19 protein-coding genes are annotated in these 22,736 nt (G+C 72.0%); 10 read left to right on the forward strand and 9 right to left on the reverse strand.

The genetic code is table 11. The annotated features are described in order from the left end of the window. The first annotated feature begins 1 nt into the window (after position 1). From OG439_RS49600 to OG439_RS49610, 3 genes are all read left to right on the forward strand, one after another. Positions 2 to 1,231 (forward strand): CynX/NimT family MFS transporter, encoded by a 1,230-nt coding sequence (locus tag OG439_RS49600; RefSeq protein ID WP_326947232.1) that lies wholly within the window; start codon positions 2 to 4, stop codon positions 1,229 to 1,231. Positions 1,232 to 1,282: 51 nt separating this feature from the next. Beyond that, positions 1,283 to 2,191, forward strand: a complete 909-nt coding sequence (locus OG439_RS49605; protein ID WP_326947233.1) for an XRE family transcriptional regulator — start codon at positions 1,283 to 1,285, stop codon at positions 2,189 to 2,191. 83 nt (positions 2,192 to 2,274) lie between these two features. Then, entirely contained in the window at positions 2,275 to 4,098 is a 1,824-nt protein-coding gene (locus tag OG439_RS49610; protein ID WP_326947234.1) for a proprotein convertase P-domain-containing protein, read from the forward strand. A 45-nt stretch (positions 4,099 to 4,143) separates the two neighbouring features. On the opposite strand, the gene OG439_RS49615 is transcribed toward OG439_RS49610, so the two are convergent. Continuing rightward, a complete protein-coding gene (locus OG439_RS49615; RefSeq protein WP_326947235.1) occupies positions 4,144 to 5,538 on the reverse strand; it encodes a mycothione reductase in 1,395 nt (464 codons plus the stop codon). Positions 5,539 to 5,633: 95 nt separating this feature from the next. Continuing rightward, positions 5,634 to 6,506, reverse strand: coding sequence for a M15 family metallopeptidase (locus OG439_RS49620; RefSeq protein WP_326947236.1), 873 nt, complete (start codon positions 6,504 to 6,506; stop codon positions 5,634 to 5,636). A 168-nt stretch (positions 6,507 to 6,674) separates the two neighbouring features. Between OG439_RS49620 and OG439_RS49625 the strand changes: the two genes are divergently transcribed. Next, positions 6,675 to 7,490, forward strand: coding sequence for a S1 family peptidase (locus tag OG439_RS49625; protein WP_326947237.1), 816 nt, complete (start codon positions 6,675 to 6,677; stop codon positions 7,488 to 7,490). A 17-nt stretch (positions 7,491 to 7,507) separates the two neighbouring features. Then, complete coding sequence (locus tag OG439_RS49630; RefSeq protein ID WP_326947238.1) at positions 7,508 to 7,939, forward strand: GNAT family N-acetyltransferase; 432 nt, start codon at positions 7,508 to 7,510, stop codon at positions 7,937 to 7,939. A 238-nt stretch (positions 7,940 to 8,177) separates the two neighbouring features. On the opposite strand, the gene OG439_RS49635 is transcribed toward OG439_RS49630, so the two are convergent. From OG439_RS49635 to OG439_RS49645, 3 genes are all read right to left on the reverse strand, one after another. Next, on the reverse strand, positions 8,178 to 9,353 hold the full coding sequence (locus OG439_RS49635; RefSeq protein WP_326947239.1) for an 8-amino-7-oxononanoate synthase: 1,176 nt from the start codon (positions 9,351 to 9,353) through the stop codon (positions 8,178 to 8,180). A gap of 102 nt (positions 9,354 to 9,455) precedes the next feature. Beyond that, on the reverse strand, positions 9,456 to 11,066 hold the full coding sequence (locus OG439_RS49640; protein WP_326947240.1) for a DEAD/DEAH box helicase: 1,611 nt from the start codon (positions 11,064 to 11,066) through the stop codon (positions 9,456 to 9,458). 327 nt (positions 11,067 to 11,393) lie between these two features. Beyond that, entirely contained in the window at positions 11,394 to 12,239 is an 846-nt protein-coding gene (locus tag OG439_RS49645; protein ID WP_326951819.1) for a serine protein kinase RIO, read from the reverse strand. An 811-nt stretch (positions 12,240 to 13,050) separates the two neighbouring features. Between OG439_RS49645 and OG439_RS49650 the strand changes: the two genes are divergently transcribed. Then, a complete protein-coding gene (locus OG439_RS49650) occupies positions 13,051 to 14,586 on the forward strand; it encodes a phytoene desaturase family protein (RefSeq protein WP_326947241.1) in 1,536 nt (511 codons plus the stop codon). 30 nt (positions 14,587 to 14,616) lie between these two features. Here OG439_RS49650 and OG439_RS49655 read toward each other — a convergent pair whose 3' ends face one another. Next, positions 14,617 to 15,171, reverse strand: coding sequence for a suppressor of fused domain protein (locus tag OG439_RS49655; RefSeq protein WP_326947242.1), 555 nt, complete (start codon positions 15,169 to 15,171; stop codon positions 14,617 to 14,619). 84 nt (positions 15,172 to 15,255) lie between these two features. On the opposite strand from OG439_RS49655, the gene OG439_RS49660 reads away from it, so the two are divergent. After that, on the forward strand, positions 15,256 to 16,338 hold the full coding sequence (locus tag OG439_RS49660) for an NAD(P)/FAD-dependent oxidoreductase (protein ID WP_326947243.1): 1,083 nt from the start codon (positions 15,256 to 15,258) through the stop codon (positions 16,336 to 16,338). 453 nt (positions 16,339 to 16,791) lie between these two features. Here the strand turns inward: OG439_RS49660 and yaaA are convergent, their stop codons facing one another. After that, positions 16,792 to 17,538 carry a peroxide stress protein YaaA gene (yaaA, locus tag OG439_RS49665; protein WP_326947244.1) on the reverse strand — a complete coding sequence of 249 codons (747 nt, stop codon included), beginning with the start codon at positions 17,536 to 17,538 and terminating at the stop codon, positions 16,792 to 16,794. Positions 17,539 to 17,593: 55 nt separating this feature from the next. Here yaaA and OG439_RS49670 point away from each other — a divergent pair, with 55 nt between their 5' ends. Next, positions 17,594 to 18,559, forward strand: coding sequence for a GNAT family N-acetyltransferase (locus tag OG439_RS49670; RefSeq protein WP_326947245.1), 966 nt, complete (start codon positions 17,594 to 17,596; stop codon positions 18,557 to 18,559). Here OG439_RS49670 and OG439_RS49675 read toward each other — a convergent pair. Together OG439_RS49675 and OG439_RS49680 are read right to left on the reverse strand one after the other, a co-directional pair. Next, positions 18,537 to 19,442, reverse strand: coding sequence for a 2-hydroxyacid dehydrogenase (locus OG439_RS49675; RefSeq protein ID WP_326947246.1), 906 nt, complete (start codon positions 19,440 to 19,442; stop codon positions 18,537 to 18,539). The genes OG439_RS49670 and OG439_RS49675 overlap by 23 nt on opposite strands. A 56-nt stretch (positions 19,443 to 19,498) precedes the next feature. Continuing rightward, positions 19,499 to 19,855: a VOC family protein gene (locus OG439_RS49680; protein WP_247062508.1), complete on the reverse strand. Its 357-nt coding sequence runs from the start codon at positions 19,853 to 19,855 to the stop codon at positions 19,499 to 19,501. A 124-nt stretch (positions 19,856 to 19,979) separates the two neighbouring features. Here OG439_RS49680 and OG439_RS49685 point away from each other — a divergent pair, with 124 nt between their 5' ends. Both OG439_RS49685 and OG439_RS49690 read left to right on the forward strand, forming a co-directional pair. After that, positions 19,980 to 21,728, forward strand: coding sequence for a proline--tRNA ligase (locus OG439_RS49685; protein WP_326947247.1), 1,749 nt, complete (start codon positions 19,980 to 19,982; stop codon positions 21,726 to 21,728). After that, the gene (locus OG439_RS49690; protein ID WP_326947248.1) at positions 21,728 to 22,726 is read left to right on the forward strand and encodes a hypothetical protein; all 999 of its coding nucleotides are present in this window, start codon (positions 21,728 to 21,730) and stop codon (positions 22,724 to 22,726) included. Before OG439_RS49685 ends, OG439_RS49690 begins: the two co-directional genes overlap by 1 nt. The last annotated feature ends 10 nt before the right edge of the window (positions 22,727 to 22,736 follow it).

A 22,736-nucleotide genomic window follows, 5' to 3' on the forward strand; every position in this document is an offset into this window, starting at 1 on the left:
TATGCCCGTCGAATCCCGTGAATCAGCACTCGAACCCGAGCTGGACGGCGCGATCGAGACGCGCACGCCCGGCGTGGTCGCCGGCGGCGCGCTGCTCGCGGTCGCCGTGGTGCTCACGGCGCTCAACCTGCGTCCGGCCATCACCGGGGTCGGCCCGATGCTCGCCGAAATGCGCGCCGGCCTGGGCGCGTCCGTGCTCTGGGCGGGCGTGCTGACGACGTTGCCGACCCTCTGCTTCGCCGGCGCCGGGCTCGCCGCGCCGCTGCTGGCCCGTCGCGCCGGGATCGGCGCCGCCATCGCGGTCGCGCTGACCGCGATCGCCGCCGGGCTCGTGCTGCGCGTGCTCGACGGCCCGTACGTCGTGCTCGGCGGGACGCTCGTCGCGACCGCCGGGATCGCCCTGATCAACGTGCTCATCCCGGTGGTCATCAAGGGCTCCTTCCCGGCTCGGATCGGCCTGATGACCGGCGTCTACACCGCCGCTCTGCAGGGCGGCGGCGCGCTCGGGTCGGCCGTGACCCCGCAGCTGGGCGACGCCTTCGGCGGCTGGCGCCCGGCGCTGGGCAGCTGGGCGGTGGTGGCCGTCGTCGCGCTCGCCGCGTGGATTCTCGCAGCCCGCGGCACCGGCCGGGCACCGCGTCACGCCGACGCCGCCGAGGGCGGCCGCTCGCTGCTGCGCAACCGGCTGGCCTGGATCGTCACGGCCTTCTTCGGCCTGCAGGCCTTCTACGCCTACGCGGCGATGGGCTGGTTCCCGCAGGTGCTGATGGACGCCGGTGTCTCGCGCGACCACGCGGGCCTGTTGTTCGGCCTGGTTTCGCTGATCGCCGTGCCGATCAGCCTGGTCGTGGCGCCGATGGCGGCCCGGCAGCGCGGCCAGGGCGCGTGGATCGTGACGTTCGGCGTGTTCGGCCTGGCCGGGACGGCCGGGCTGATGCTCGCCCCGGCGTGGTCGCCGCTGCTGTGGAGCGTGCTGATCGGCCTCGGGATGAGCGTCTTCTCGCTGGCCCTGACCGTGATCGCGTTGCGCGCGAAGACCGGCGGCGACACCGCCCGGCTGTCCGGGATGGCCCAGGGCTTCGGCTACCTGTTCGCCGCGCTCGGGCCGTTCCTGTTCGGCCTGCTGCACGACCTCGCGGGCGGCTGGACCGCGCCGCTGGCGATGCTGCTGGGCCTGCTCGTGGTGCAGATGGGGTTCGGCGCTCTCGCGGGACGCCACCGGTTCGTCTGATTCTTAACAGTTAATACCGTTCTCGGCCGTTCGGCGGCTTAAGATCGTTCGATGGCGGTTCCGTCGCCGGCCCTCGGGACGTTGCTGCGCACCGGCCCGTTCGACGCGGCCCTGCGCGCGGCGATCCGCGCCCGCGGCCTGAGCCTCGACCGCCTGCGTGAACACCTGCACGCCCGCGGCGTCTCGGTCACGACGGCGACGTTGAGCTACTGGCAGTCCGGGCGCAGCCGCCCGCAGCGGCGGGACTCGGTGCGCGGGGTGCGGCAGCTCGAAGTCGTCCTCGACGTGCCGCCGGGGTCGCTCGTCGCGCTGCTCGGCTCGCCGCGGTCACGCCGGTCCACGGCCGCGGAGATGGGCCGGTTCTGGCCGGACGGCGGGCGCATCGACGCCGCGGTGTCCGATGTGGACACCCGCTGGGACGAGCGGCTGACCCGGATCAGCCAGCACGACGTCGTGACGGTCGGCCCGGATCGCGAGGAGCTGGAGTTCCATTCGCGGCAGGTGCTGCGGGCCGAGGCGGACGGCCCGGACCGCTGGGTGGTCATCCTGCACCTCGACGAGCACGACCGGCCGCTGCCGGAAGTGCGGTCCCTGCGCGGCTGCCAGGCCGGGCGCAGCGTGCACAAGCCGGAGGACGGCCTGCTCGTCGTCGAACTGCTCTTCGGCCGGCCGCTCGTCCGCGGCGAAACGGTGATCACCGAGCACACGCTCGTGAATCGCGCGCCGCATCCACTGGCGACGAACTACGAACGCAAGTTCCGGCTGCCGGTCCGCGAATACGTGCTCGAAATCCGCTTCGACCCGGCGGCGGTACCCGCGGTGTGCCGCCGGTTCGTGGAACACGACGGCCAGCCGGCCGAATACACCGACGTCGTCCCGGAATCCGGTGCGGTGCACGGGGTCGCGCTGAACTTCGGCCCCGGCCGTTACGGTTTCGATTGGGAATGGGACGCCAGTTAACTGTTAAGGCCCTGCGGATCTTCAATTCGGTGTTCTCCGGGAACTACCGTCGGCGAACCGAATCCCGATCCGAGGAGAACCTCATGCGCAGACTGATTTCCGTCGCGGGTGTCGCCGCGCTCGCCGCATTGGGACTGGGCTTCCAGCCCGCTCAAGCCGCGCCACCGGCACCGCCGGCCCATCCGCAGGCCGAGGTCGACGGCGTCGCGGCCGCGTTCGGGCTGTCCGCGGACCAGGCCCGGACCCGCCTCGCCGCCCAGGACGACGCCCACCGCCTGGCCGCCGCGCTGCCGGCCGCCGTCCGGCAGCAGTCGGCGGGGGAGTGGTTCGACGCGGCGGCCGGGAAGCTGACCGTCGCCGTCACGACGCCGGCCGCCGCGGACCAGGTCCGCGCCACCGGGGCCGCGGCGCAGGTCGTGGCCCGCAGCCAGGCCGAACTGGACCGCACCGACGCGGCCGTCCGCGCGCTGGTCGGCAAGGGCGTGCCCGGCGTCTACGGCTGGGGCGTCGACGTCCGGAACAACGAGGTCGGCGTCTCCGTCGACCGCACGAAGAAGACGGCCGTGACGGAGAGTTTCCTGTCCAGCGTCAAGGAAATCGGCGTCCGGATCACCGAGACGACGACGTCGCCGAAGCAGCAGTCGGGCACGATCCAGACCGGCAACCCGTGGTGGCCGGGCAGCGAATCGAACTGCTCGGTCGGCTTCCCGGTCACGGATTCCAGCGGTGCCAAGCACTTCCTGACCGCCGGGCACTGCACGAACGACAGCAACCAGGCCGCGTACGGCGCTTCGGGCCAGCAGAACAAGGTCGGCACGTCGAACGTCGGCGGCACGCACAGCGTCAACGGCCAGGAAGGCGACATGGGCCTCGTCGCGGTGACGGAGGCGGGCTGGAACCTCTCGGCGTCGGTCAACACCTGGGGCCAGCCGGCGGTGACGCTCTCCGGCGCGGCCGAGGCCATGGTCGGCGACAGCGTCTGCCACTCCGGCAACACTTCGCACTGGCAGTGCGGCGAAGTGAAGTACACGCACAAGTCCGCCGACTACGGCAACGGCCTCATCATCGGCGACCTGACCTGGACGACGGCGTGTTCGCTCGGCGGCGACTCCGGCGGCGGCTGGCTGCTCGGCAGCAAGGCCACCGGCCTGCACGACGGCGGCCCGTCGCAGTGCGTCCAGAACCCGAGTGACGGCGACATGTCGCTGTTCCAGCCGGTGATCGAGGCGCTGAACAAGTGGCAGCTCTCGCTGGTCACCAGCGGCGGCACCGGCGACACGACGGCGCCGAGCGCGCCGGGCAACCCGCGGTCCACCGGCACGACGTCGAGCAGCGTCTCGCTCGCCTGGGACGCGTCGACGGACAACACCGGCGTCACCGGCTACGACGTCTACAACGGTTCCGCGCTCGCCACGAGCGTCGCCGGCACCAGCGCCACGGTCTCCGGGCTCAACCCGGACACGGCGTACTCCTTCACGGTCAAGGCGAAGGACGCCGCCGGGAACGCGTCCGCGGCCAGCGCGGCCGTCAGCGCGCGGACCCAAGCGGGTGGCGGCGGCTCCCGCACGCTGACCAACGACACCGACTACGCGATCCGTGACTACCAGCAGGTGCTCAGCCCGATCAGCTCGACGCTGACCGGCAGCGCGGCCGCCTCGATCGGCGTCTCGCTGACCATCCGCCACACGTGCGCCGAAGACCTCGGCATCACACTGCTGGACCCGAAGGGCAAGGCGTACGCGCTCAAGTACAGCGGCGGCAGCACCTGCACGCCGTGGAGCGGCGCCCGGACGTTCACCGTCCCGGCGACGGCGTCGTCCCCGGCGGCCGGCAAGTGGCAGCTACGCGTGACCGACTACGGCCCCGGCGACACCGGGACCCTCGACGCCTGGTCGATCACGCTCTAGGGGCTCCCGCGGGCCGGGCGGTCACCCCGCCCGGCCCGTGGTGACTCAGTCCAGGGGCAGGTTGAGCAGGGCGTTCTCGATCAGCTCCGGCATGGCCGGGTGGATCCAGTACTGCCCGCGCGCCATCGCGTGCGCGTCCAGGCCGAAGCTCATCGCCTGGATCAGCGGCTGGATGACGCTCGACGCCTGCGGCCCGATGATGTGCGCGCCGAGCAGCTGCCCGGTGGCGGGGTCGGCGAGCAGCTTCGCGAAGCCGGTGGTGTCCTCCATGGCCCAGCCGTAAGCGATCCCCGCGTAGTCCTGCTTCGAGACCACGTAGGACACGCCCTGCTCGCGCGCCTTCTGCTCGGTGAGCCCGACGGACGCGATCTGCGGGTGGGTGAACACGGCGTGCGGCACGAACCGGTGGTCGGCCTCGATCCGCTCGTCCGGGTGCAGCAGGTTGTGCTGCACCACCCGGGCTTCGTGGTTCGCCACGTGCTTCAGCTCGTGCGGCGAGGAGAGGTCGCCGAGCGCGTAGATGCCCTCGACGGCGGTCTCCTGGTAGTCGTCGACCACGACGTGCCCACTGTCCATTGTGGTCACGCCGGTGGCGGCGACGTCGAGCAGGTCGGAGTTCGGCTTGCGGCCGGTCGCGACGAGCAGCAGGTCGGCCTCGACGGTCTCGGCGCCCTGCGGCCCTTCGAGGTCCAGCGCGACGCCGTCGGCCGTCTTGCGCGCCCGCACGGTCTTGCGCTCCAGCCGGACGTCGAAGCGTTCCGACGCCAGCTCGGTGAAGCGGGCGCTGACGTCCTCGTCCTCCGAGCGCAGCAGCCGTGCGGACCGGTTGACCAGCGTGACCCGCACGCCGAACGACGCGAAGACGTGCGCGAACTCGGCCGCGATGTACCCGCCGCCGAGGATGACGATGCGCTCGGGCAGCTCGTCGAGCCGCATCACCGTGTCGGAGGTGTAGTAGCCGGTGTCCTCGATGCCGGGGATGTCCGGGATCACCGGACGGCCACCCGCCGCAAGCACGAACCGGTCGGCGGTCAGCACCTCGTCCTGGCGCCCGTCGGGGAACGTGACGCGCAGTTCCTTGGTCCCGGTGAAGCGCCCGGTGCCCTCGTAGACGTCGACGTTCTTGTTGTCCTCGTGGCTGCGGCGGTACTCCGCGCCGCCGGCGGCGATCGGGTCGATGCGGCCGAAGACGCGGTCGCGGATGTCGCGCCAGCGCACGCCCTTCAGCTCTTCGTCGACGCCGTACTTCGCGCTCTCGGCCGGCGTGTAGGCGACGTCGGCGGCGTAGACGAACATCTTCGTCGGGATGCAACCGACGTTCAGGCAGGTCCCGCCGAAGGTGCCCTTCTCCACGATGGCCGTCTTCTTGCCGGCAAAACCGGGGCCGAGGATCGAGTTCCCCGATCCCGTCCCGACGATCACCAGGTCGTAGTGGGGCACTTCATCCTCCGCGGGCTCGTTCCGGTCGGTTCACCCTAGCCAACCTGCCGCGTGGAGCAGGTGTTCCCGCGTGTGCTTAACGTCGTATTACGTACTCAGTGCCCATTGGCCGTGAAGTGCATCCGGTCCTTCGGGCTGGTCCACGCCCCGCCCCAGCTCCAGCCGATCGCCGCGAACGCGCGGACGGTGGCGTCGCCGGCCAGGACCATTCCGGGGCGTTTCCGCGAGCGGTCGACGTAGGCCGAGGCCAGCTCGGGCAGCACCAGGTCGCCCTGGGTGTAGGGGTTGCAGAACGGGTTGACGTCCACCGCCAGCCCGTAGGCGTGCGCTGACCAGGTCGTCTGGCCGCGCGCCGGGCGGCAGACGAACGCGCTGGTCGAGTTGCCGTCGCCGGTGGGCGCCAAGGTCAGCTCGGCCGGGCTGGTCACGCGCATTTCCTCCAGGGGGAAGTGCGCGGCGAAGAGCTTCCCGAACGCCGTCGTGATCCCGGCGGCGCCCGAGGCGTTCACGAGCATCTCGCCGGTGTGCGCGCGGCCGTCGAACCCCCAGAACGCCATCGTGAGGTAGCGCAGGTCGGTGGCCTTGACCGGGCAGGCGGCCTGCCAGGTACTGCGCGCGAGGACGGCGGCGGGCACCACGCTGATCGTCGAGGCGTAGACGCTCCCGGCCGGCGGGGGAAGAACGTCTTTTGTCGGAAGTGCCCGATTCACCAGTTCGGGTGGCGTCGGTTCGATCTCGCCGAAGCCGTCGGAACGCAGGGGGAGCGGGTGGGCACCCACCTGCCAGGTGACAACGGGCGCGCTCGACGTCTTCGGCGGCGCCGGTTTCACCGGGGAGGGGGGTTTGGACACGGTCGTCGTGACCGGCGTCGCGGCGACCGGCTGGGGCGCCGAGGGGACCTCCGACGTGCAGGCGGCCAGCGTGACGGCCATGACCGTCCCGAGCGCCGCCGTCGCTGTCCGTCGCATTCCGCAAGCTTGACATAAACGGTCGGTGAGCGCGGAGTCCACCCGTTTCAGTGACACCGCTTCGGGCTCACTCCGATTAGGGTATTCAGGGCCACCTGTTCACGCTGTGGAGTCGCGTGAGTGCCGTGCGCAGTACCTTTGCCTGGTGTTCGAAGAGGGGAACGACCCATGTCCGTGAAGTCCCGCCGATCCCTGCTGCTCGTGAGCGGCGCGCTCCTCGCGGTCGCGGCGGTCGCCGTCCCGGTCGTGGTGAACACGGCTTCCGCGGACCCGGCGTCCGCAAACCAGCCCCGGATCGTCGGCGGCAACAAGGCTTCGCTCGACGACCACCCGTACGCGGTGTACCTCGCCGACCCGGGCGGGAACCAGTACTGCGGCGCGGTGATCGTCAGCTCCACAGCGGTCGCGACGGCGGCGCACTGCGCGAAAGCCGTGGCGAAGCAGGACGTCCGCGTGGTGGCCGGGCGCGAGGACAAGCGCACCGGTGACGGCCAGGTGCTGAGCGTGTCGAAGATCTGGATCAGCAAGGGGTACAGCGACCCGACCGCGGGCAACGACGTCGCGGTGCTGACCGTGCGCGGCCAGCTCGGCTACCGGCCCGCCAAGCTGCCCGACAGCGGCGATTCGGCGTCCTACCGCGAAGGCACGCAGGCGACGGTGCTCGGCTGGGGCCGCGTCGCCGACGGCGGCGACCGGTCCGATTACCTGCGCAGCGCCCAGGTCCCGGTGATCGGCGACAAGGACTGCAACTCCGACTACGACGTCTACGACCCGAAGACCATGGTGTGCGCGGGTTACGCCGACGGCGGCGTCGACGCGTGCCAGGGCGACTCCGGCGGCCCGCTGGTCGTCGGCGACACCCTGATCGGCCTGGTGTCCTTCGGCGACGGCTGCGGCAAGGCCGGCAAGCCGGGCGTCTACACGCGGGTTTCGGCGTACGTCAACGACATCCAGCAACAGGCCAACCCGCGCCTGCTCGGCTGAGCGTGGTAAGCAGGGGTATGCCGACCCTGCACGACGCGACCGGCCCGGAGCTGACCGCCGCCCAGCTGCACGACATCCTGCGCCTGCGGGTGGACGTCTTCGTGGTGGAGCAGAAGGCCGCGTACCCGGAACTCGACGGCCGCGACCTGCTGCCGGACACCCGCCACCTCTGGTTCTCGGACGACAACGGGGTTACGTCCTACCTGCGAGTCCTGCTGGACCCAGGCGGCATCCGCCGCATCGGCCGGGTGGTCACCGCGGCCCAGTCCCGGGGGCAAGGCCTGGCAGCCAGCCTGATGGACGCGGCCCTCACAATCCCCGCCGAGTACGTCCTGGACGCCCAGACGTACGTCCAGGGTTTCTACGCGCGCTACGGCTTCGCCGCAGAAGGCCCCGAGTACACAGACGACGACGGAATCCCCCACATCCGCATGCGCCGCCCCGCCTAACGGCGAGTCCCGCCCCCAATCACGCGAGTCACGTCCCCAGACACGCGACTCACGTCCCGAATCACGCGAGTTCCGTCTTCGCAATCACGCGAGTCGACCCTTCAATCACGCGAGTCGACCCTTCAATCACGCGTGATGCCTCTCCAATCACGCGTGATGCCCGCCGGAGCACGCGAACCGACCCTCCAGGTACGCGAGCCGACCCTCTGGGTACGCGAACCGACCGCTGCGGTACGGCTCAGTCGGTCGCACCGCGCGGCGCGGTCGCCGTGATCACCTTCACGGCACGGTCCACATCGGACTCCGTGAGGTCGGCGCGCACCGTCAGCCGCAGCCGTGAGATGCCGTCCGGTACCGAAGGCGGCCGGAAGCACCCGACGCGGATGCCCTGCTCGGCGCACGCCGCGGCCCACGCGACGGCCGTCTCCGCGGACGGCGCCTGCACCGAGATCACGGCGGCGTCCGGCACGCTCGCCTTCAGCCCCGCCGCCTTCAGCTGCATGGCGAGGTTACCGGCGTTCTCCTGGACCTTCTCCGCCAGCCCGGGCTCTTCTTTCAGCGCGTGCAACGCGGCGAGCGCGGCGGCGGCGCTGGCCGGCGCGAGCGCGGTGTCGAAGATGAAACTGCGCGCGGTGTCGATGAGGTGCTTGATCACGCGACGCGGCCCGAGCACGGCCCCGCCTTGCGCGCCGAGGGCCTTCGAGAGCGTCAACGTCGTGACGACGTCGGGGGCGCCCGCGAGCCCGGCGGCGTGGACCGCGCCGCGCCCGCCTTCACCCAGGACGCCGAAGCCGTGTGCGTCGTCGACCAGCAGGCCGGCGCTGTGTTCGCGGCAGATCCCGGCCAGCTCGTCGAGCGGGGCGAGGTCACCGTCCACCGAGAACACCGAGTCGGTCACCACCAGCGCCCGCGGCTTGCGCCGGGTCGCCAGCGCGTTCTTGATCGCGGACGGCGACGCGTGCGCGACGGCGGCGATGTCCGCCCGCGACAGCCGGCAGCCCTCGATGAGCGACGCGTGGATGTACTTGTCGGTGACGATCGCGGCTTCGCTGCCGGACAACGCCGTCACCGCGCCGAGGTTGGCCGTGAAGCCCGACGAGAACACGAGCGCGGCCTGCACGCCGCAGAACCGGGCGAGCTCCATCTCCAGCTCGGTGTGCAGCTCGGTCGAGCCGGTCACCAGCCGTGAGCCGGTCGAGCCTGCGCCCCACCGCAGCGCGGCGGCCGCGGCGGCCCCGGCGACGCGCTTGTCGTGCGCCAGCCCGAGGTAGTCGTTGCCGGCGAGATCCAGCTCGTCGGTCTTGGCGGGGCGTGGCCGCAACTGCCGCACCAGACCCGCGCCCGCACGCTTTTCCGCCTCGACGTCGAGCCAGTCGAAAACCTGGTCGGGCGGAAGTGTCGGCGGCGTAGTCACATCCCGCAGTCTCCCACCCGGGCCTCGCGCGGCCGTGAAGCGGGCCTGGAAACGCCGGAAGCCCCGGACCGGCGAGTGCCGGCCCGGGGCTTCCGGGAGAAATCAGCTGTCGTAGCCGCGACGCGGGCCACGGCTCGGCCGGCCGTAGCCGCCACCGCCGCCCGAGCGCGGCTGACGGCCGCGGCCGCTGAAGCCGCCGGAACGGCCTTCGTGCGAGCCCTGGCTGTAGCCGCCACGGTCGCCACCGCGGTCACGGTCGCCGGCGTAGCCGCCACCGCTGCCCGCGTGGCTGCTGCTGCTGCCGCCGCCACTGCCGCCGCGGTAACCGCCACGGCTCGAACCGCCGAAGCTGCCGCGGTCGCCGCGGAAGCCACCGCCGCCGCCACCGCGACGCGGGCTCTCACGCCGACGCTCGATGACCGGCTCGCCGCTGGGCTCGCGGGCACCGGTGATGCGGGTCAGCGCGTCGTCACCCGGACGGACCATCGTGGACTCGGCGCGGACGCCGGCCCGGTCGGTCATCCGCTTGACCATGCGGCGCTGGTCGTTGGTGACCACCGTGACGACGACCCCGGACGCCCCGGCGCGCGCCGTGCGGCCCGCGCGGTGGAGGTAGTCCTTGTGGTCGGCCGCCGGGTCGACGTGCAGCACCAGCGAGATGTCGTCGACGTGGATGCCGCGCGCGGCGACGTCCGTGGCGACCAGCACCGGGGTGTGGCCTTCCTTGAAGTCCGCGAGCACCCGGTTGCGCTGACCCTGGGTCTTGCCACCGTGCAGCGCCGCCGCGTTGACACCCTGCTCACGCAGGCGCTCGGCGAGGCGGTCCACGTGGTGCTTGGTGCGCACGAACATGATCGTGCGGCCCTCACGGGCACCGATGTGGGTGATGACGTCCTGCTTGTCCTGGTGCGAGACCTGCAGCACGTGGTGGTCCATGGTGGTGACGCTCGCGGTCGACGGCGCGACCGAGTGCGTGACCGGGTCGCTCAGGTACTGCCGCACGAGGCGGTTGACGTCACCGTCGAGCGTCGCCGAGAACAGCAGCCGCTGCCCACCCGGCGGGGTGAGGTCCATGATCTCGCGGACCTGCGGCATGAAGCCCATGTCGGCCATCTGGTCGGCCTCGTCGAGGGCGATGAAGTTGCAGTCGCCCAGGTGCGCGGTGCCCTGCCGGACGTGGTCCGACAGCCGCCCCGGGGTGGCGATCAGCAGGTCGACGCCACGGGCGAGCGCGTCGGCCTGACGGGCGAAGGCCATGCCGCCGACGGCGGTGCGGCACCACAGGCCGAGGGACTTGGCCAGCGGGGTCAGCGAGTCGGCCACCTGCATGGCCAGCTCGCGGGTCGGCACCAGGATCAGCGCGCGGGGGCGCTTCGGGCGGGCCTTGCCGTCGGCGAGCCGGGCCAGCATGGCCAGGCCGAAGGCGAGGGTCTTGCCGGAACCGGTCTGGGCGCGGCCCAGCACGTCGCGGCCGGCCAGGGCGTCCGGGATGGTCGCGGACTGGATCGGGAACGGGCTGTTGATGCCGGCCTCGGCCAGCGCGCGGAGCAGCGGCTCCGGCAGGCCCAGCTCGGCGAAAGTCCTGGTCTCCACGGTCTCGACTGCGTCATCACGCAGCGTGTCCCCACCGGCGGGGCGCTGACGCGGCCGGCGGTCGGGACGGTCCGCGTGCGCGGACGTCGAGGTGGTACCAGAGTTGAACGTGACTGTCACAAATGCCTCTCGGACATGGTTCGTCACAAGGAGGCCCGGGCTCCCCGCGCGCAGGCAGGGCAAGATGGTGTGCGGTGGGCGTTCACAGGGACGGACCCCGGCGCACTGTGTCTTGTCGCTTTACGACACTGCGAGCCGCTTTGGGATTACGGATCACCGCGAGCCATTCGGTGGCTCTGGAGGCGACGGACACCAACTCATCCACGCCGCCGGTTGCGGTCTGTGCTTACTGTACCCGAGGTGGGGTCGGGACTACTCGTTGAGGTCACCTGTTGTGGGCGGCGTCGCAGACGTGTTCCACACCACATCCGCGACGCCGCCCCGCGATCACCCGATCCCGGCGTCGGACACGAGTTCCGCCAGCAGCTCATCGGGCCTGGTGACGTGCTCGCCGAGGCCCCGTGAGTGGAACCAGCCGGCCAGGTTGCGCACGTCACGCGCCAGGAAGTCGACCCCGCCCGGGTTGGCGACGACGTCGACGACCTGGGGCAGGTCGATCACCACCAGCCGCCCCCGGTGCACGAGCAGGTTGTACGCCGAGAGGTCACCGTGCGCGAGCCCTTCGGACGCGAGCAGCTCCAGTGCCGCGGTGGCCTGGAACCACAGGTCCTTCAGTTCGTCCGGTTCCGGACGGACCTGGGCCAGTCGGGGAGCCGCGGTCCCGTCGTCCTCGCCCAGGAACTCGAGCAGCAGTTCGGTGCCGTTGCGCTGGACGGGATACGGCACCGGCGCCCCGATCGTCCACAAGCGACCCAGCGCGGCGAACTCCGCGACGGCCCACTGTTCGGCGATCAGGTTGCGGCCGAACGCGGTGCGCTGGGCCATGGCCCGGGTCTCGCGGGAGCGGCGCATCCGCCGCCCTTCGAGGTAGCCCGCGTCACGGTGGAACAGCTTGTGCTCGTCACTGCGGTACCGCTTCGCGGCGAGCAGCCCGCCGGGAGTGCCGGGCAGCCCGCGCCGCAGCAGGTGGACGTCGGCCTCCTTGCCGGTCTTGAGGACGCCGAGGTCGGTGTCGACCGCGGCGAGCTCGGTGACGACCCAGTCCGGCCGGGGCAGCGGGCCGTGCTCGGCGTCGTCCCAAGTCGACCAGCGATCGGCGCCGTCGGGCAGCTGGTTTTCGGTGTAGGCGTCGTCCCGCAGTTTCGCGAGCCGGACGCGTTCGCCTTCGGTCAGCCGCCCGCGCCGGGTGGGCTCGGGCTCGTCGTCGAACCGAGCACGCCGGGAGACCCGCTGGTCCGTTTCGTCCCCGACCCGCGCTCGGCGGCGTGAGGGTTGTGGGTCGTCTTCGTCGTCGAGTTGCCTGCGGCGGTGCGAGGGCTGCTGCTCGGGCTCGTCGCTGAACGGCGTGTGACGGTGCGAGGGCCGTAGGTCGTCTTCGTCCTCGAACGGCGTGTAGCCGTCCGAGGGCTGTGGGTCGTCATCGTCGCTGACCTGTCCGTGGCGGCGAGACAATCGTTGGTCGTCTTCGTCGTCGCCGAAGTGCTCGCCGCGAAGCGAGCGGCGCCGGTCGTCTTCGTCGTCGAACCGCGTGTGGCGGTCCGAGGATTGCCAGTCGGGCTCCTCGTCGAGCCGCGAGGGCAGTTGGTCGTCTTCGTCGGCGAACCGCGAGAGGAGCGGGGTGTGGTGGTGGTCGTCGTCGCCGAACCGCTCGCGGCGGCGCGGAGGTCGTTCGTCGAATCGGTCGTGATCTTCGAAGTCGTGCAAGCGCACTGGTGGGTTCTCCTGGTTCAGGGATGCCCCACCGGGCGCGTGATCAGCCTCGGGGGGCGGGTGGGCTTGGGCGCAGACGGGCCCGCACAGTCATCACCACAGGCACCTCCCCGCTCGCTCACACCCCGGCTCCCTGCCGGACGTCTCCCAGCTTGCCCGGCCGCCCCGGCGCCGCGCAACCGAATTGCGCGAACGGTCCGTTCGTGCCCTTTCCTTGAATTCCGGCCGCCGCGGTGGTCACGATGATCAGGCAGGCCGAACGAGGAGGAGCGGGATGGATGCGTACGACGTCGTGGTCGTCGGTGGCGGGCACAACGGGCTGGTCGCGGCGGCCTACCTGGCGCGGGCCGGCCGGTCGGTCCTCGTGCTGGAGCGGCGCGGCGAGACCGGTGGCGCCGCGGTGTCGTTCCGCGCGTTCGACGGCGTCGACGTCCGGTTGTCGCGCTACTCGTACCTGGTCAGCCTGCTGCCCAGGAAGATCATCTCGGACCTCGGCCTGGACGTCGCGCTGCGGCGGCGCCGGATGTCGTCGTACACGCCCTCCGGCGACTCGGGTCTCCTTGTCGACACGGGCGACGACGGCCGGACCGCCGAGTCGTTCCGGGCGCTCACCGGCTCCGCCGCGGACTTCGCGGCGTGGCGCCGGTTCTACGAGCTGACCGGGCAAGTTGCCGAACGCACCTTCGGCACGCTGACCGAGCCACTTCTGTCCGAAGTGGACTTCCGGGCCCGGGTCGGTGACGCCGAAGCGTGGTCGATGCTGTTCGAGCGGCCGATCGGCGAGGCGCTCACCTCGTGGTTCGGTGACGACACGGTGCGCGGCGTGGTGCTGACCGACGCGCTGATCGGCACGTTCGCTGCCGCCGATGCCGAGGACCTCCGGCAGAACCGCTGCCTGCTCTACCACGTGATCGGCAACGGGACGGGCGACTGGGACGTGCCGGTCGGCGGCATGGGCGCGGTCACCGGCTCGCTGGCCGCGGTGGCTTCCGCGGCGGGCGCGAAGCTCGTCACCGGTGCCGAGGTGCTGGCGATCGACCCCGGCGGCGAGGTGCGCTACCGGCACGCCGACGCCGAGCACGTCGTGCGCGGCGGGCACGTCCTGGCGAACGTCGCGCCGCCCACCCTGGCGCGGTTGCTGGGGGAGGAGAGCGCCGACCGGCCGGAGGGGGCGCAGCTGAAGGTGAACATGGTGCTGTCCCGGCTGCCGGAGCTGCGGGACCCGGGCGTCGACCCGGCCGAGGCGTTCGGCGGCACGTTCCACGTCAACGAGACCTTCACCCAGCTGGAAACGGCGTATCGCGAGGCGGCGGCGGGGAAGATCCCCACGCTGCCGCCGTGCGAGATCTACTGCCACTCGCTGACCGACCCGTCGATCCTGGGTCCGGCCGAGCGGGCGGCCGGCGTCCAGACGTTGACGTTGTTCGGCCTGCACATGCCCGCGCGGCTGTTCGAGGGACGCAACGACGAAGCGCGCGAAGAGGCGTTGCGCGCGACGATGGCGTCGCTGAACACCGTGCTCGCCGAGCCGATCGAGGACTGCCTGCTGACCGGGCCGGACGGGAAACCGTGCGTGGAGGCGAAAACGCCGCTGGACCTGGAGGCCGAGCTCGGGCTGCCGGCCGGGCACATCTTCCACCGGGACCTGGCGTGGCCGTTCGCGGCGGACTCGGCGCAGGCCGGCCGCTGGGGCGTCGAGACGCCGCACGAGCGCGTGCTCTTGTGCGGCGCGGGAGCGGTGCGAGGAGGTGGTGTCAGCGGCATCCCCGGCCACAATGCGGCGATGGCCGTGCTGGGAAAGGGTTCCTGACCCGCGACCCGCACCGACGGTTGGTTCGCGCTAGACCACCGGCGGGCGGCGCACGTCGTAGAGGTCCCAGTCCAGCTGCCAGAACGCGTCGATGCCGTGCTCGCGGATGTACTCCCGCTCGATGTCGTGCACCGGGAAGCAACCGGCGATGCTGATGGGCGCGCCACCGCAGTCGAGCAGGGTGTACTGGTCCGCGTCGAGGCCTGCGGGCGCCGAGACGGCGAACGCGGTCATGTCGGACTCCGGCGCGATCGGCTCGCCGAAGTCGATGGTGTCGCCGTAGACGAACGGGCAGGTGCCGCGCAGGTGTTCGGCCAGGTAGCCGATGGCCAGGGCCCAGACCGGGTCGTCGGAGCGGACGCTGATCCACAGCTCCGGCTTCACCCCGTGCCACTCGGCGTGGTCGGCGAGGGAGAGGCCGTAGGTCGCGCCCGTCAGGTAGCGCGGCTCGGGTTCGCCGACGTAGACGAGCGAGATGACGTCGTCGAGCCCGGCATGGGTGGACGGGATCGGCTGCAGCCGGGGGTCGGTGCTCCCGGTCAGGGTGTCGAGATGGGCGACATACCGCTCGGCACGGCTCGGCATGGCGCGCAGCATACGGCGGTCCGGGTGCCCGCGCGGGGGAATCCGGGTCGCCCCGGCGCGGCATGGTCGGGCAGGGTGGGGAGCATGCGAGTGCTCGTGATCGGAAGCGGAATCGGCGGTGCCGCCACGGCCTACCACCTGGCGGGCCGGGGTGCGGAAGTGATCGTGGCGGACGCGGCCCGTCCCGGCACGGCCACCGAGGCCGGCGCCGGGATCGTCAGTCCCTGGACGTCACGCTGGGAGGACGCGGTGTACCCGCTCGCGGCGGCCGCGGGCCGGTACTACCGCGAGTTCACGGCGGAACTGGCCGAGCTGGGCGAGGAGTCGTCGTTCGAGGTCGTCGGCGGGATGATCGTCTCGGCCGAGGAGTCCGAGCTCGCCGAGGCGCGGGAGCGGCTGGCCGCGCGGGCGGCGGACGCGCCGGAGATCGGCGAGGTCCGCTCGCTCGACCCGGCCCAGGCCCGGGAGCTGTTCCCGGCGCTGGCGCCCGGGCTGAGCGCGGTGCACCTGTCCGGCGCCGGCCGTGTCGACGGGCACCAGCTGCGCCGGGCCCTGCTGGCCGCCGCCGAGCGGAAGGGCGCGAAGTTCGTCGAGGGTGAGGTCGCCTTCCGCGCCGACGGCACAGTGGCGGGTGAGGCGGGCCCGCTCGAAGCGGACAGCGTCGTGGTGGCGGCCGGCGCGTGGAGCCGCGAGCTGCTGGCGCCACTGGGCGTCGACGTGCCGGTGACGCCCCACCGCGGCCAGATCAGCCACTTCGACCTGCCCGGTACCGACACGTCGGCGTGGCCGGTGGTCCTGCCACGCACCAGCCACTACCTGCTGGCCTTCGGCGGCGGCCGGGTGGTCGCGGGCGCGACACGCGAGACGGAGTCCGGCTTCGACTACCGGGTGACCGCCGCCGGCCAGCGTGAGGTGCTGGACCACGCCCTGACGATCGCACCCGGCCTGGCAGACGCCACCCTGGCCGAGACCCGGGTGGGCTTCCGCCCGGGCACCCCGGACGGTCTCCCGGTGCTGGGCAGCATCCGCCCGGGCCTGACGATCGCGACGGGCTTCGGCGCAGGCGGCCTGACGAACGCCCCGTACGCCGGAAAGCTGGTGGCGGCGGTGGCGCTGGGCGAGGATCCGGGCTTCGACCTGAGCACGTTCGCCTTGGACCGCTTCTAGCCCTGGACTGCGTCCGCCTGCGGACTGCTTTCTCTTAAGGGCTGGTTCAGTCTGCGGACTGGCCCCAGCCCAGCCCATGCACGGCCAGATCGCGGACCGCTTGCGGTCCTGAACGCTTCGCCCGTGGGCCAGCGGTGCCCGACCGGGCGGCTCTCGACGGATCCGTTCCGGCTCGCGATCGGCCGCGCCGAGTCGCGGGTTCTGTGCGGGTCGGGACGGCCGCGCTGAGTCGCGCCCGTTCTGGTGTGGGTCGGGACGGCCGCGCTGAGTCGTGCCCGGGTTCTGGTGCGGATCGGGTCGGCGGCGCCGAGTCGCGGCCGGTTCCGGTGTGGGTCGGATGGGCGGCGCCGGGTCGAGGGCAGGTCTGGAATGAGCCAGCGGGCGTCGTGGCAGAGACACGACCGTGTTGTGCCGTGATCGGCGACGAGCGCGGCCAGGTGTCGGCGGGGAGTGTCAGCCTTCGGTGATCAGGTCCAGTGCGTGGTCGCCGGTGCGTTCCACCACCAGGCCCGCCTTGCGGATCACCTTGGCCAGCTGGTCCACAGTGGACGGTTCGGCACGGGTGACCGCCAGCACGTTGGCCAGGCGGCCCTTGTACGCCTTGTTGAAGTGGCTGACCGTTCCGCGCTCGCCGTTGGCGTTCTCGGTGACCACGCGGACCGTCACGGCGTCCGGGCGGAGGTTGGCGAACGCCGAGTACGTGCCCGACCTGAGGTCGACCACCAGGTCGTCGATGTTCTGCAACACCGGCTCTAGCACCGGCTTCCACATGGCGCGGATGGTGCCGAGCGCGGGCAGGGAGTTGCCGCCCGAGAGGCGGTACGCCGGGATCGGGTCGGTCGCCGAGACCACGCCGAACAGCGAGGACGTCACCGCCAGCCGGCGGTGGGCCTTCGCCAGCCCGGCCCTCGTGAAGCTCTTGACGTCGAGCGCGTCGTAGAGGACGCCGGTGTAGCGGCGCAGGGCCGGCATCGTCGGGGACGTCCACAGCTGCGCGTTGCGGATGACCTCGCCGGCCTGGCGCTCGGTGATGCCCAGGGCCGCGATGCTGGCCGGGACGTCGCCCGCCAGCTCGACGAGCGCGTCGGCGAGCTTCGCGCGCGTCGGGTTCAGCTCGGGGAACGACAGGGCGGCGTGGTCCAGCGGGGCGCCGCGGCCGCCGTCGGCCTTGGTCTCGGAAGGGGGGAGGAGCACCAGCACGCACTGAGCGTAAATCGGGATGCGTGGCCGGTGCCGCCCGGCCTAGCCTCGGCGCATGGACCTGACCTGGCGTCCCCTCACGCTCGACGACGACGCGGCCCTCGCCCGGCTCTACGCCGCCGCCGAGGAGGTCGACCGCACGGGTGAGCACTTCGGCACCGAAGACCTCCGCGAGGAGCTCGAAGGCCCCAACATCGACCTGGCCACGGCCAGCACCGGCGCCTGGGCGGGTGATCGGCTCGTCGGTTACGGCCTCGTCCGCCGCCGGGACGCCGCGAACCCGGTGCACATGATCCGGCTCCAGTCGGTCGTGCACCCGGACCACCGCGACGACGCCGTCGGCGCGCACCTGGCCGAGTGGTTCACCCGGACGAGTCGCGAGGTCCACGAACGCGTCTTCCCGGGCGCGCCGCTCGAACTGCACCACGGCAGCCATCAGAACGAGCGCTGGATCGCCGGGGTGCTCGCCGCGGCCGGCTACGAGCACCAGCGGACGATGGTGGACATGCGCGTCGGCCTCGCCGACCTGCCGCCGCAGCCGCCGCTGCCGGACGGCGTCGAGCCCGTGCCGTTCGACTTCGGGTACGACCTCGCGACGCTCGACGCCCGCAACGACACTTTCGGCGACCACTGGGGCAGCACCGCCTACGAGCCCGGCGCCTGGCGCCACCTCGTCACCGGCTCCAAGGACTTCCGGCCGGACCTGTCGTTCCTCGTCCTCGACGGCGAGAAGGTCCTGGCCTTCGTGCTCAGCCACTTCTACGCGTCCGAAGCCGAGGCGACCGGCATCCGCGAGCACTACGCGACCTGGGTGGGCACCCGGGACGCGCTACGCGGCCGCGGGGTCGCCTCCGGGCTGCTCGGCCACACCGTCCAGGCGGCGAAGGCGGCCGGGTTCGAGCGGTCGGCGCTGAACGTCGACGTCGACAACGCGCACCGGGCGCTCGGCGTCTACGAGCGGTGCGGGTTCCGCGTCGAAGACGAATGGCACGTGTACGTCAGGCCGGTGGCACGAGGTTGAGCAGCTCCTCGCCCCGCGCGTACCGCCGCAGCTGGTCCGCGGCCAGCTTCTTGGCGCGCGGGTAGAACGACGCCGAGCCACCCGCGATGTGCGGCGTCAGGACGACGCCCGGCACCGTCCACAGTGGATGGTCGGCCGGCAGCGGCTCCGGGTCCACGACGTCGAGGGCGGCACGGAGCCGCCCGGCTCGCGTCTGCGCCAGCAGGGCTTCCGTGTCGATCGCCGTGCCGCGGCCGACGTTGACCACCAGGGCGCCGCCGGGGAGCGCGGCCAGCTCGGGGGCTCCGAGCAGGCCGCGCGTCGCCGGGGTGTCGGGCAGCACGAGCACCACGATGTCGGCCTCGGGCAGCAGCGAGGGCAGCTCGGCGACGCCGTGCACGCCCGCGTCCGGACGCGCGCGGCTCGCCACCCTGGTCACCAGCGCTTCGGCCGCCAGCAGCTGGCGCTCGATCGCCTGCCCGATCGAGCCGTAGCCGACCAGGAGCACCCGGCTGTCCGCGAGCGACCGCGTGTGCTCGCGAACCCACTCCCGGCGCTCCTGCTGGGCGAACCAGCGGGGCAGGTCCCGCTGGCTCGCGTGGATCAGCGCCAGGGTGTGCTCGGCGACGCTCAGGTCGTGCAGGCCGCGTCCATTGGCCAGGCGGACGCCGGCGGGCAGCAGCGGGACCAAGGCCTCCACCCCGGCCGACAGGGCCTGCACCACGCGCAACGAGGGCAGGTCCTTGATCAGGCGGGGTGGCTCCGGTCCGCGGTCGTACGGCAGCACGTAGAACTCGACACCGTCGAGGGCCGGCGGAGGCGCGCCAAGGCCGTCGTAATACGCGGCCTCGATCCCCTCCGGCACTTCGATGTCGGTCCACGGCAGCAGTACGCGAGCGCTCATGCCGCCAGTTCTACCCGCGCCGCCGCGGCGACGCGGGGTGGACCGGCAGCCGGGAACTACCCGTCGTGCGAACCGGACACGCAGAACTCGTTGCCCTCGGGATCCGAGAGCACCGTCCACGCGAAGCCCGGCACCTCGTGCTGCGCCTGCTCGGTCGCGCCGAGCGCCACCAGCCGTTTCACCTCCTGTTCCCGGTCTTCGGCACCGAGATCGATGTGGACCCTGTTCTTGCCCGCGCGTGGTTCGGGCACCCGCTGGAGCCCCAGCGACAGCCCGCCCTCCGGTGGGGCGAGGAACAGGAACTCGCCCTCGAAGTCCTGGGCGACGGTCGTGCCGAGCGCCGCCGTCCAGAACTCCGCCAGCCCGCGCGGATCCGCGCAGTCGATCGTGATCATGGCCATGCGAAGTTTCATGACCGGAACGCTAGCGATCACCACCGACAAAAACGGGCGCTCGGCTAACCCGTTGGAGTCACGGTGGGGGGAGTGACTACCCTGAGCGGGACTTTCACACCCGCTTGGCGCAGGGAGCCCCGCAGTGATCACCAGGACTTCGTCGTTGTTCCTTCGCACGTTGCGCGAGGATCCGGCGGACGCCGAGGTACCGAGCCACCGGCTCCTGGTACGCGCCGGCTACGTCCGCCGGGTCGCCCCGGGCGGGTACTCGTGGCTGCCCCTGGGCCTGCGCGTGCTGCGCCGCGTCGAGGCCGTCGTGCGCGACGAGATGAACGCCATCGGCGCGCAGGAGATCCAGTTCCCCGCGCTGCTGCCGAAGGAGCCCTACGAGGCGACCGGCCGCTGGACCGAGTACGGCGACAGCCTCTTCCGCCTGAAGGACCGCAAGGGCGCCGACTACCTGCTCGGCCCGACCCACGAAGAGCTCTTCACCCTGACGGTCAAGGGCGAGTTCAGCTCGTACCGCGACTACCCCGTCACGCTGTACCAGATCCAGACGAAGTACCGCGACGAAGCGCGCCCCCGCGCCGGGATCCTGCGCGGCCGCGAGTTCGTCATGAAGGACTCGTACTCCTTCGACCTCGACGACGAGGGCCTCGAGCGCTCCTACCAGGCGCACCGCGCCGCCTACACCAAGCTGTTCGACCGCCTCGGCCTCGAGTACGTCGTGGTCAAGGCGACGTCGGGGGCGATGGGCGGCTCGGCGTCGGAGGAGTTCCTCGCGGTCGCCGAGACGGGTGAGGACACCTACGTCCGCAGCACCGAGTCGGGCTACGCGGCGAACGTCGAAGCCGTCGTGACGCCCGCGCCGGCCGCGCAGCCGACCGAAGGCCGGCCCGAGGCGCAGGAGCACCACACGCCGGGCACGCCGACCATCGAGTCGCTGGTGAACTTCCTCAACGCGGCCGGGCTCGGCCGCGAGTTCACCGCCGCCGACACGCTGAAGAACGTCATGCTCAAGGCGCGTCAGCCGGGTGCGAAGGAGTGGGAGCTGGTCTGCGTCGCGCTTCCCGGTGACCGCGAAGTGGACATGAAGCGCCTCGAAGCGTCGCTCGAGCCCGCCGAGGTCGAGCTGCTCGAAGAGGCCGACTTCAAGGCGAACCCGTTCCTGGTCAAGGGGTACATCGGCCCGAAGGCGCTGCAGGACAACGGCGTGCGCTACCTCGCCGACCCGCGGATCGCGCCCGGCACCGCCTGGGTCACCGGGGCCGACAAGGTCGACCACCACGTCATCGACCTGCTCGCCGGCCGTGACTTCACCCCGGACGGCACCGTCGAGGCCGCCGAGGTCCGCGAGGGCGACGCGTCGCCGGACGGCCACGGCACCCTGGTCGCCGCGCGCGGCATCGAGATCGGGCACATCTTCCAGCTCGGCCGCAAGTACGCCGACGCCTTCGAGCTGGACGCGCTCGGCCCCGACTCCAAGCCGATCCGCATCACGATGGGCTCCTACGGCGTGGGCGTCTCACGGCTGGTCGGCGTGCTCGCCGAGCAGAACCACGACGAGCTCGGCCTGATCTGGCCGCGCGAGGTGTCGCCGTTCGACGTGCACATCGTCATCGCGGGCAAGGACGACGCGGTGCGCGCCGGCGCCGAGAAGCTCGCCGCCGAGCTCGACACGGCCGGTCTCGAGATCATCCTCGACGACCGCAAGGCGACCCCGGGCGTCAAGTTCGCCGACGCCGAGCTGGTCGGCGTGCCGACCATCCTGGTGGTCGGGCGCGGCCTGGCCAACGGCGTCGTCGAGGTCAAGGACCGGCGCACCGGCGAGCGCGAAGAGATCGCGGTCGACGCCGTCGTCGAGCACCTGGTCAAGCTCGTCCGGTCGTAATGGGCCTGTTCCGGCGGCGGGACGAGACAACGCCGGGGTACGAGGACAACGCGGCGCTCCGCGGGTTCGGTGGTTACGAGCCCGCGGACGCGCCGCGCTTCCCATCCGGCGGCTTCGGGACTCCACCGGCCGAAGCGCCCCACGTCGAGACTCCCCACATCGACACTCCGCACGTTGAGACTCCGCGTGCTGAGCCGAAGCGGATCCGTCCCGCCGCGAAGCCGCCGAAGTGGCGACGCTCGTCGCGGGCGCCGTGGGTCGGACTGGTCCTGATCGCGCTGATCGCCGGGGTGCTGAACGCTTTCGGCGTCGGCAAGCCGCACCGGCCGTCGTCGACGCCGGCGCCGCTGCCGCCACTGGTCGTGACGCCGTCGCCGCGGGTGACCGTGCCCGCCGCGGTGAGCGGCTGGCAGTCCGTCGCGGGCAAGGACGGCTCGTACGCCTACGACGTGCCGCCGAACTGGGAACCCGCGCCCACCACCGTGCACGGCTGGGAGAAGACCGGCGCGGCCCCGGGCATCACGCTCGTCACGAGCGCGTTCCTGGGCCGGAACTTCTGCCAGAAGAGCGACCTCGGCGGCGCGGGCGTCAAGACCGAACCCCTGGGCGACCCCGGCGCCGCGGCGCGCAAGGCCGTCACCGACCTCGGCGTGAGCGCGTACAGCCCGGACAACGGGCCGCTGGCCACGGTGACGCCGGACGCGGGCACGGACGCCCAGGTCACGAAGGCCGACGGCACCAAGGCGCCGGCCCGGATCGTCGTCGCCGACGTGATCCCGTCGGACACCGGGGAATGCGCGGCGAAGCACGCGGTGGTCGCGGCCATGGCCTTCACCGGCGCCGACGCCGTGACGTCGGGTGTCGTGGTGGCGTACGCGGACGCCGATCGCTCCGGGCCCACGATCCGCCAAGACCTGGTGGGGATCCTCAAGAGCTACCGGTTCGTCCCGGCGGCGGACCGCGGCACGATGACGCCGCCGCCGACCACCTACCGCTGACCGCCGGGGT

The organism is Amycolatopsis sp. NBC_01307 (assembly GCF_035975215.1).
Taxonomy (GTDB): domain Bacteria; phylum Actinomycetota; class Actinomycetes; order Mycobacteriales; family Pseudonocardiaceae; genus Amycolatopsis.

Bases quoted from the DNA above. Each gene is read 5' to 3' on its own strand.
- OG439_RS49630 (WP_326947238.1), top strand. From the start codon at position 7,508: ATGCCGACCCTGCACGACGCGACCGGCCCGGAGCTGACCGCCGCCCAG.
- OG439_RS49650 (WP_326947241.1), top strand. From the start codon at position 13,051: ATGGATGCGTACGACGTCGTGGTCGTCGGTGGCGGGCACAACGGGCTG.
- OG439_RS49600 (WP_326947232.1), top strand. From the start codon at position 2: ATGCCCGTCGAATCCCGTGAATCAGCACTCGAACCCGAGCTGGACGGC.
- OG439_RS49655 (WP_326947242.1), bottom strand. From the start codon at position 15,171: ATGCCGAGCCGTGCCGAGCGGTATGTCGCCCATCTCGACACCCTGACC.
- OG439_RS49675 (WP_326947246.1), bottom strand. From the start codon at position 19,442: ATGAGCGCTCGCGTACTGCTGCCGTGGACCGACATCGAAGTGCCGGAG.
- OG439_RS49620 (WP_326947236.1), bottom strand. From the start codon at position 6,506: ATGCGACGGACAGCGACGGCGGCGCTCGGGACGGTCATGGCCGTCACG.
- OG439_RS49680 (WP_247062508.1), bottom strand. From the start codon at position 19,855: ATGAAACTTCGCATGGCCATGATCACGATCGACTGCGCGGATCCGCGC.
- OG439_RS49660 (WP_326947243.1), top strand. From the start codon at position 15,256: ATGCGAGTGCTCGTGATCGGAAGCGGAATCGGCGGTGCCGCCACGGCC.
- OG439_RS49610 (WP_326947234.1), top strand. From the start codon at position 2,275: ATGCGCAGACTGATTTCCGTCGCGGGTGTCGCCGCGCTCGCCGCATTG.
- OG439_RS49690 (WP_326947248.1), top strand. From the start codon at position 21,728: ATGGGCCTGTTCCGGCGGCGGGACGAGACAACGCCGGGGTACGAGGAC.
- OG439_RS49605 (WP_326947233.1), top strand. From the start codon at position 1,283: ATGGCGGTTCCGTCGCCGGCCCTCGGGACGTTGCTGCGCACCGGCCCG.
- OG439_RS49670 (WP_326947245.1), top strand. From the start codon at position 17,594: ATGGACCTGACCTGGCGTCCCCTCACGCTCGACGACGACGCGGCCCTC.
- OG439_RS49625 (WP_326947237.1), top strand. From the start codon at position 6,675: ATGTCCGTGAAGTCCCGCCGATCCCTGCTGCTCGTGAGCGGCGCGCTC.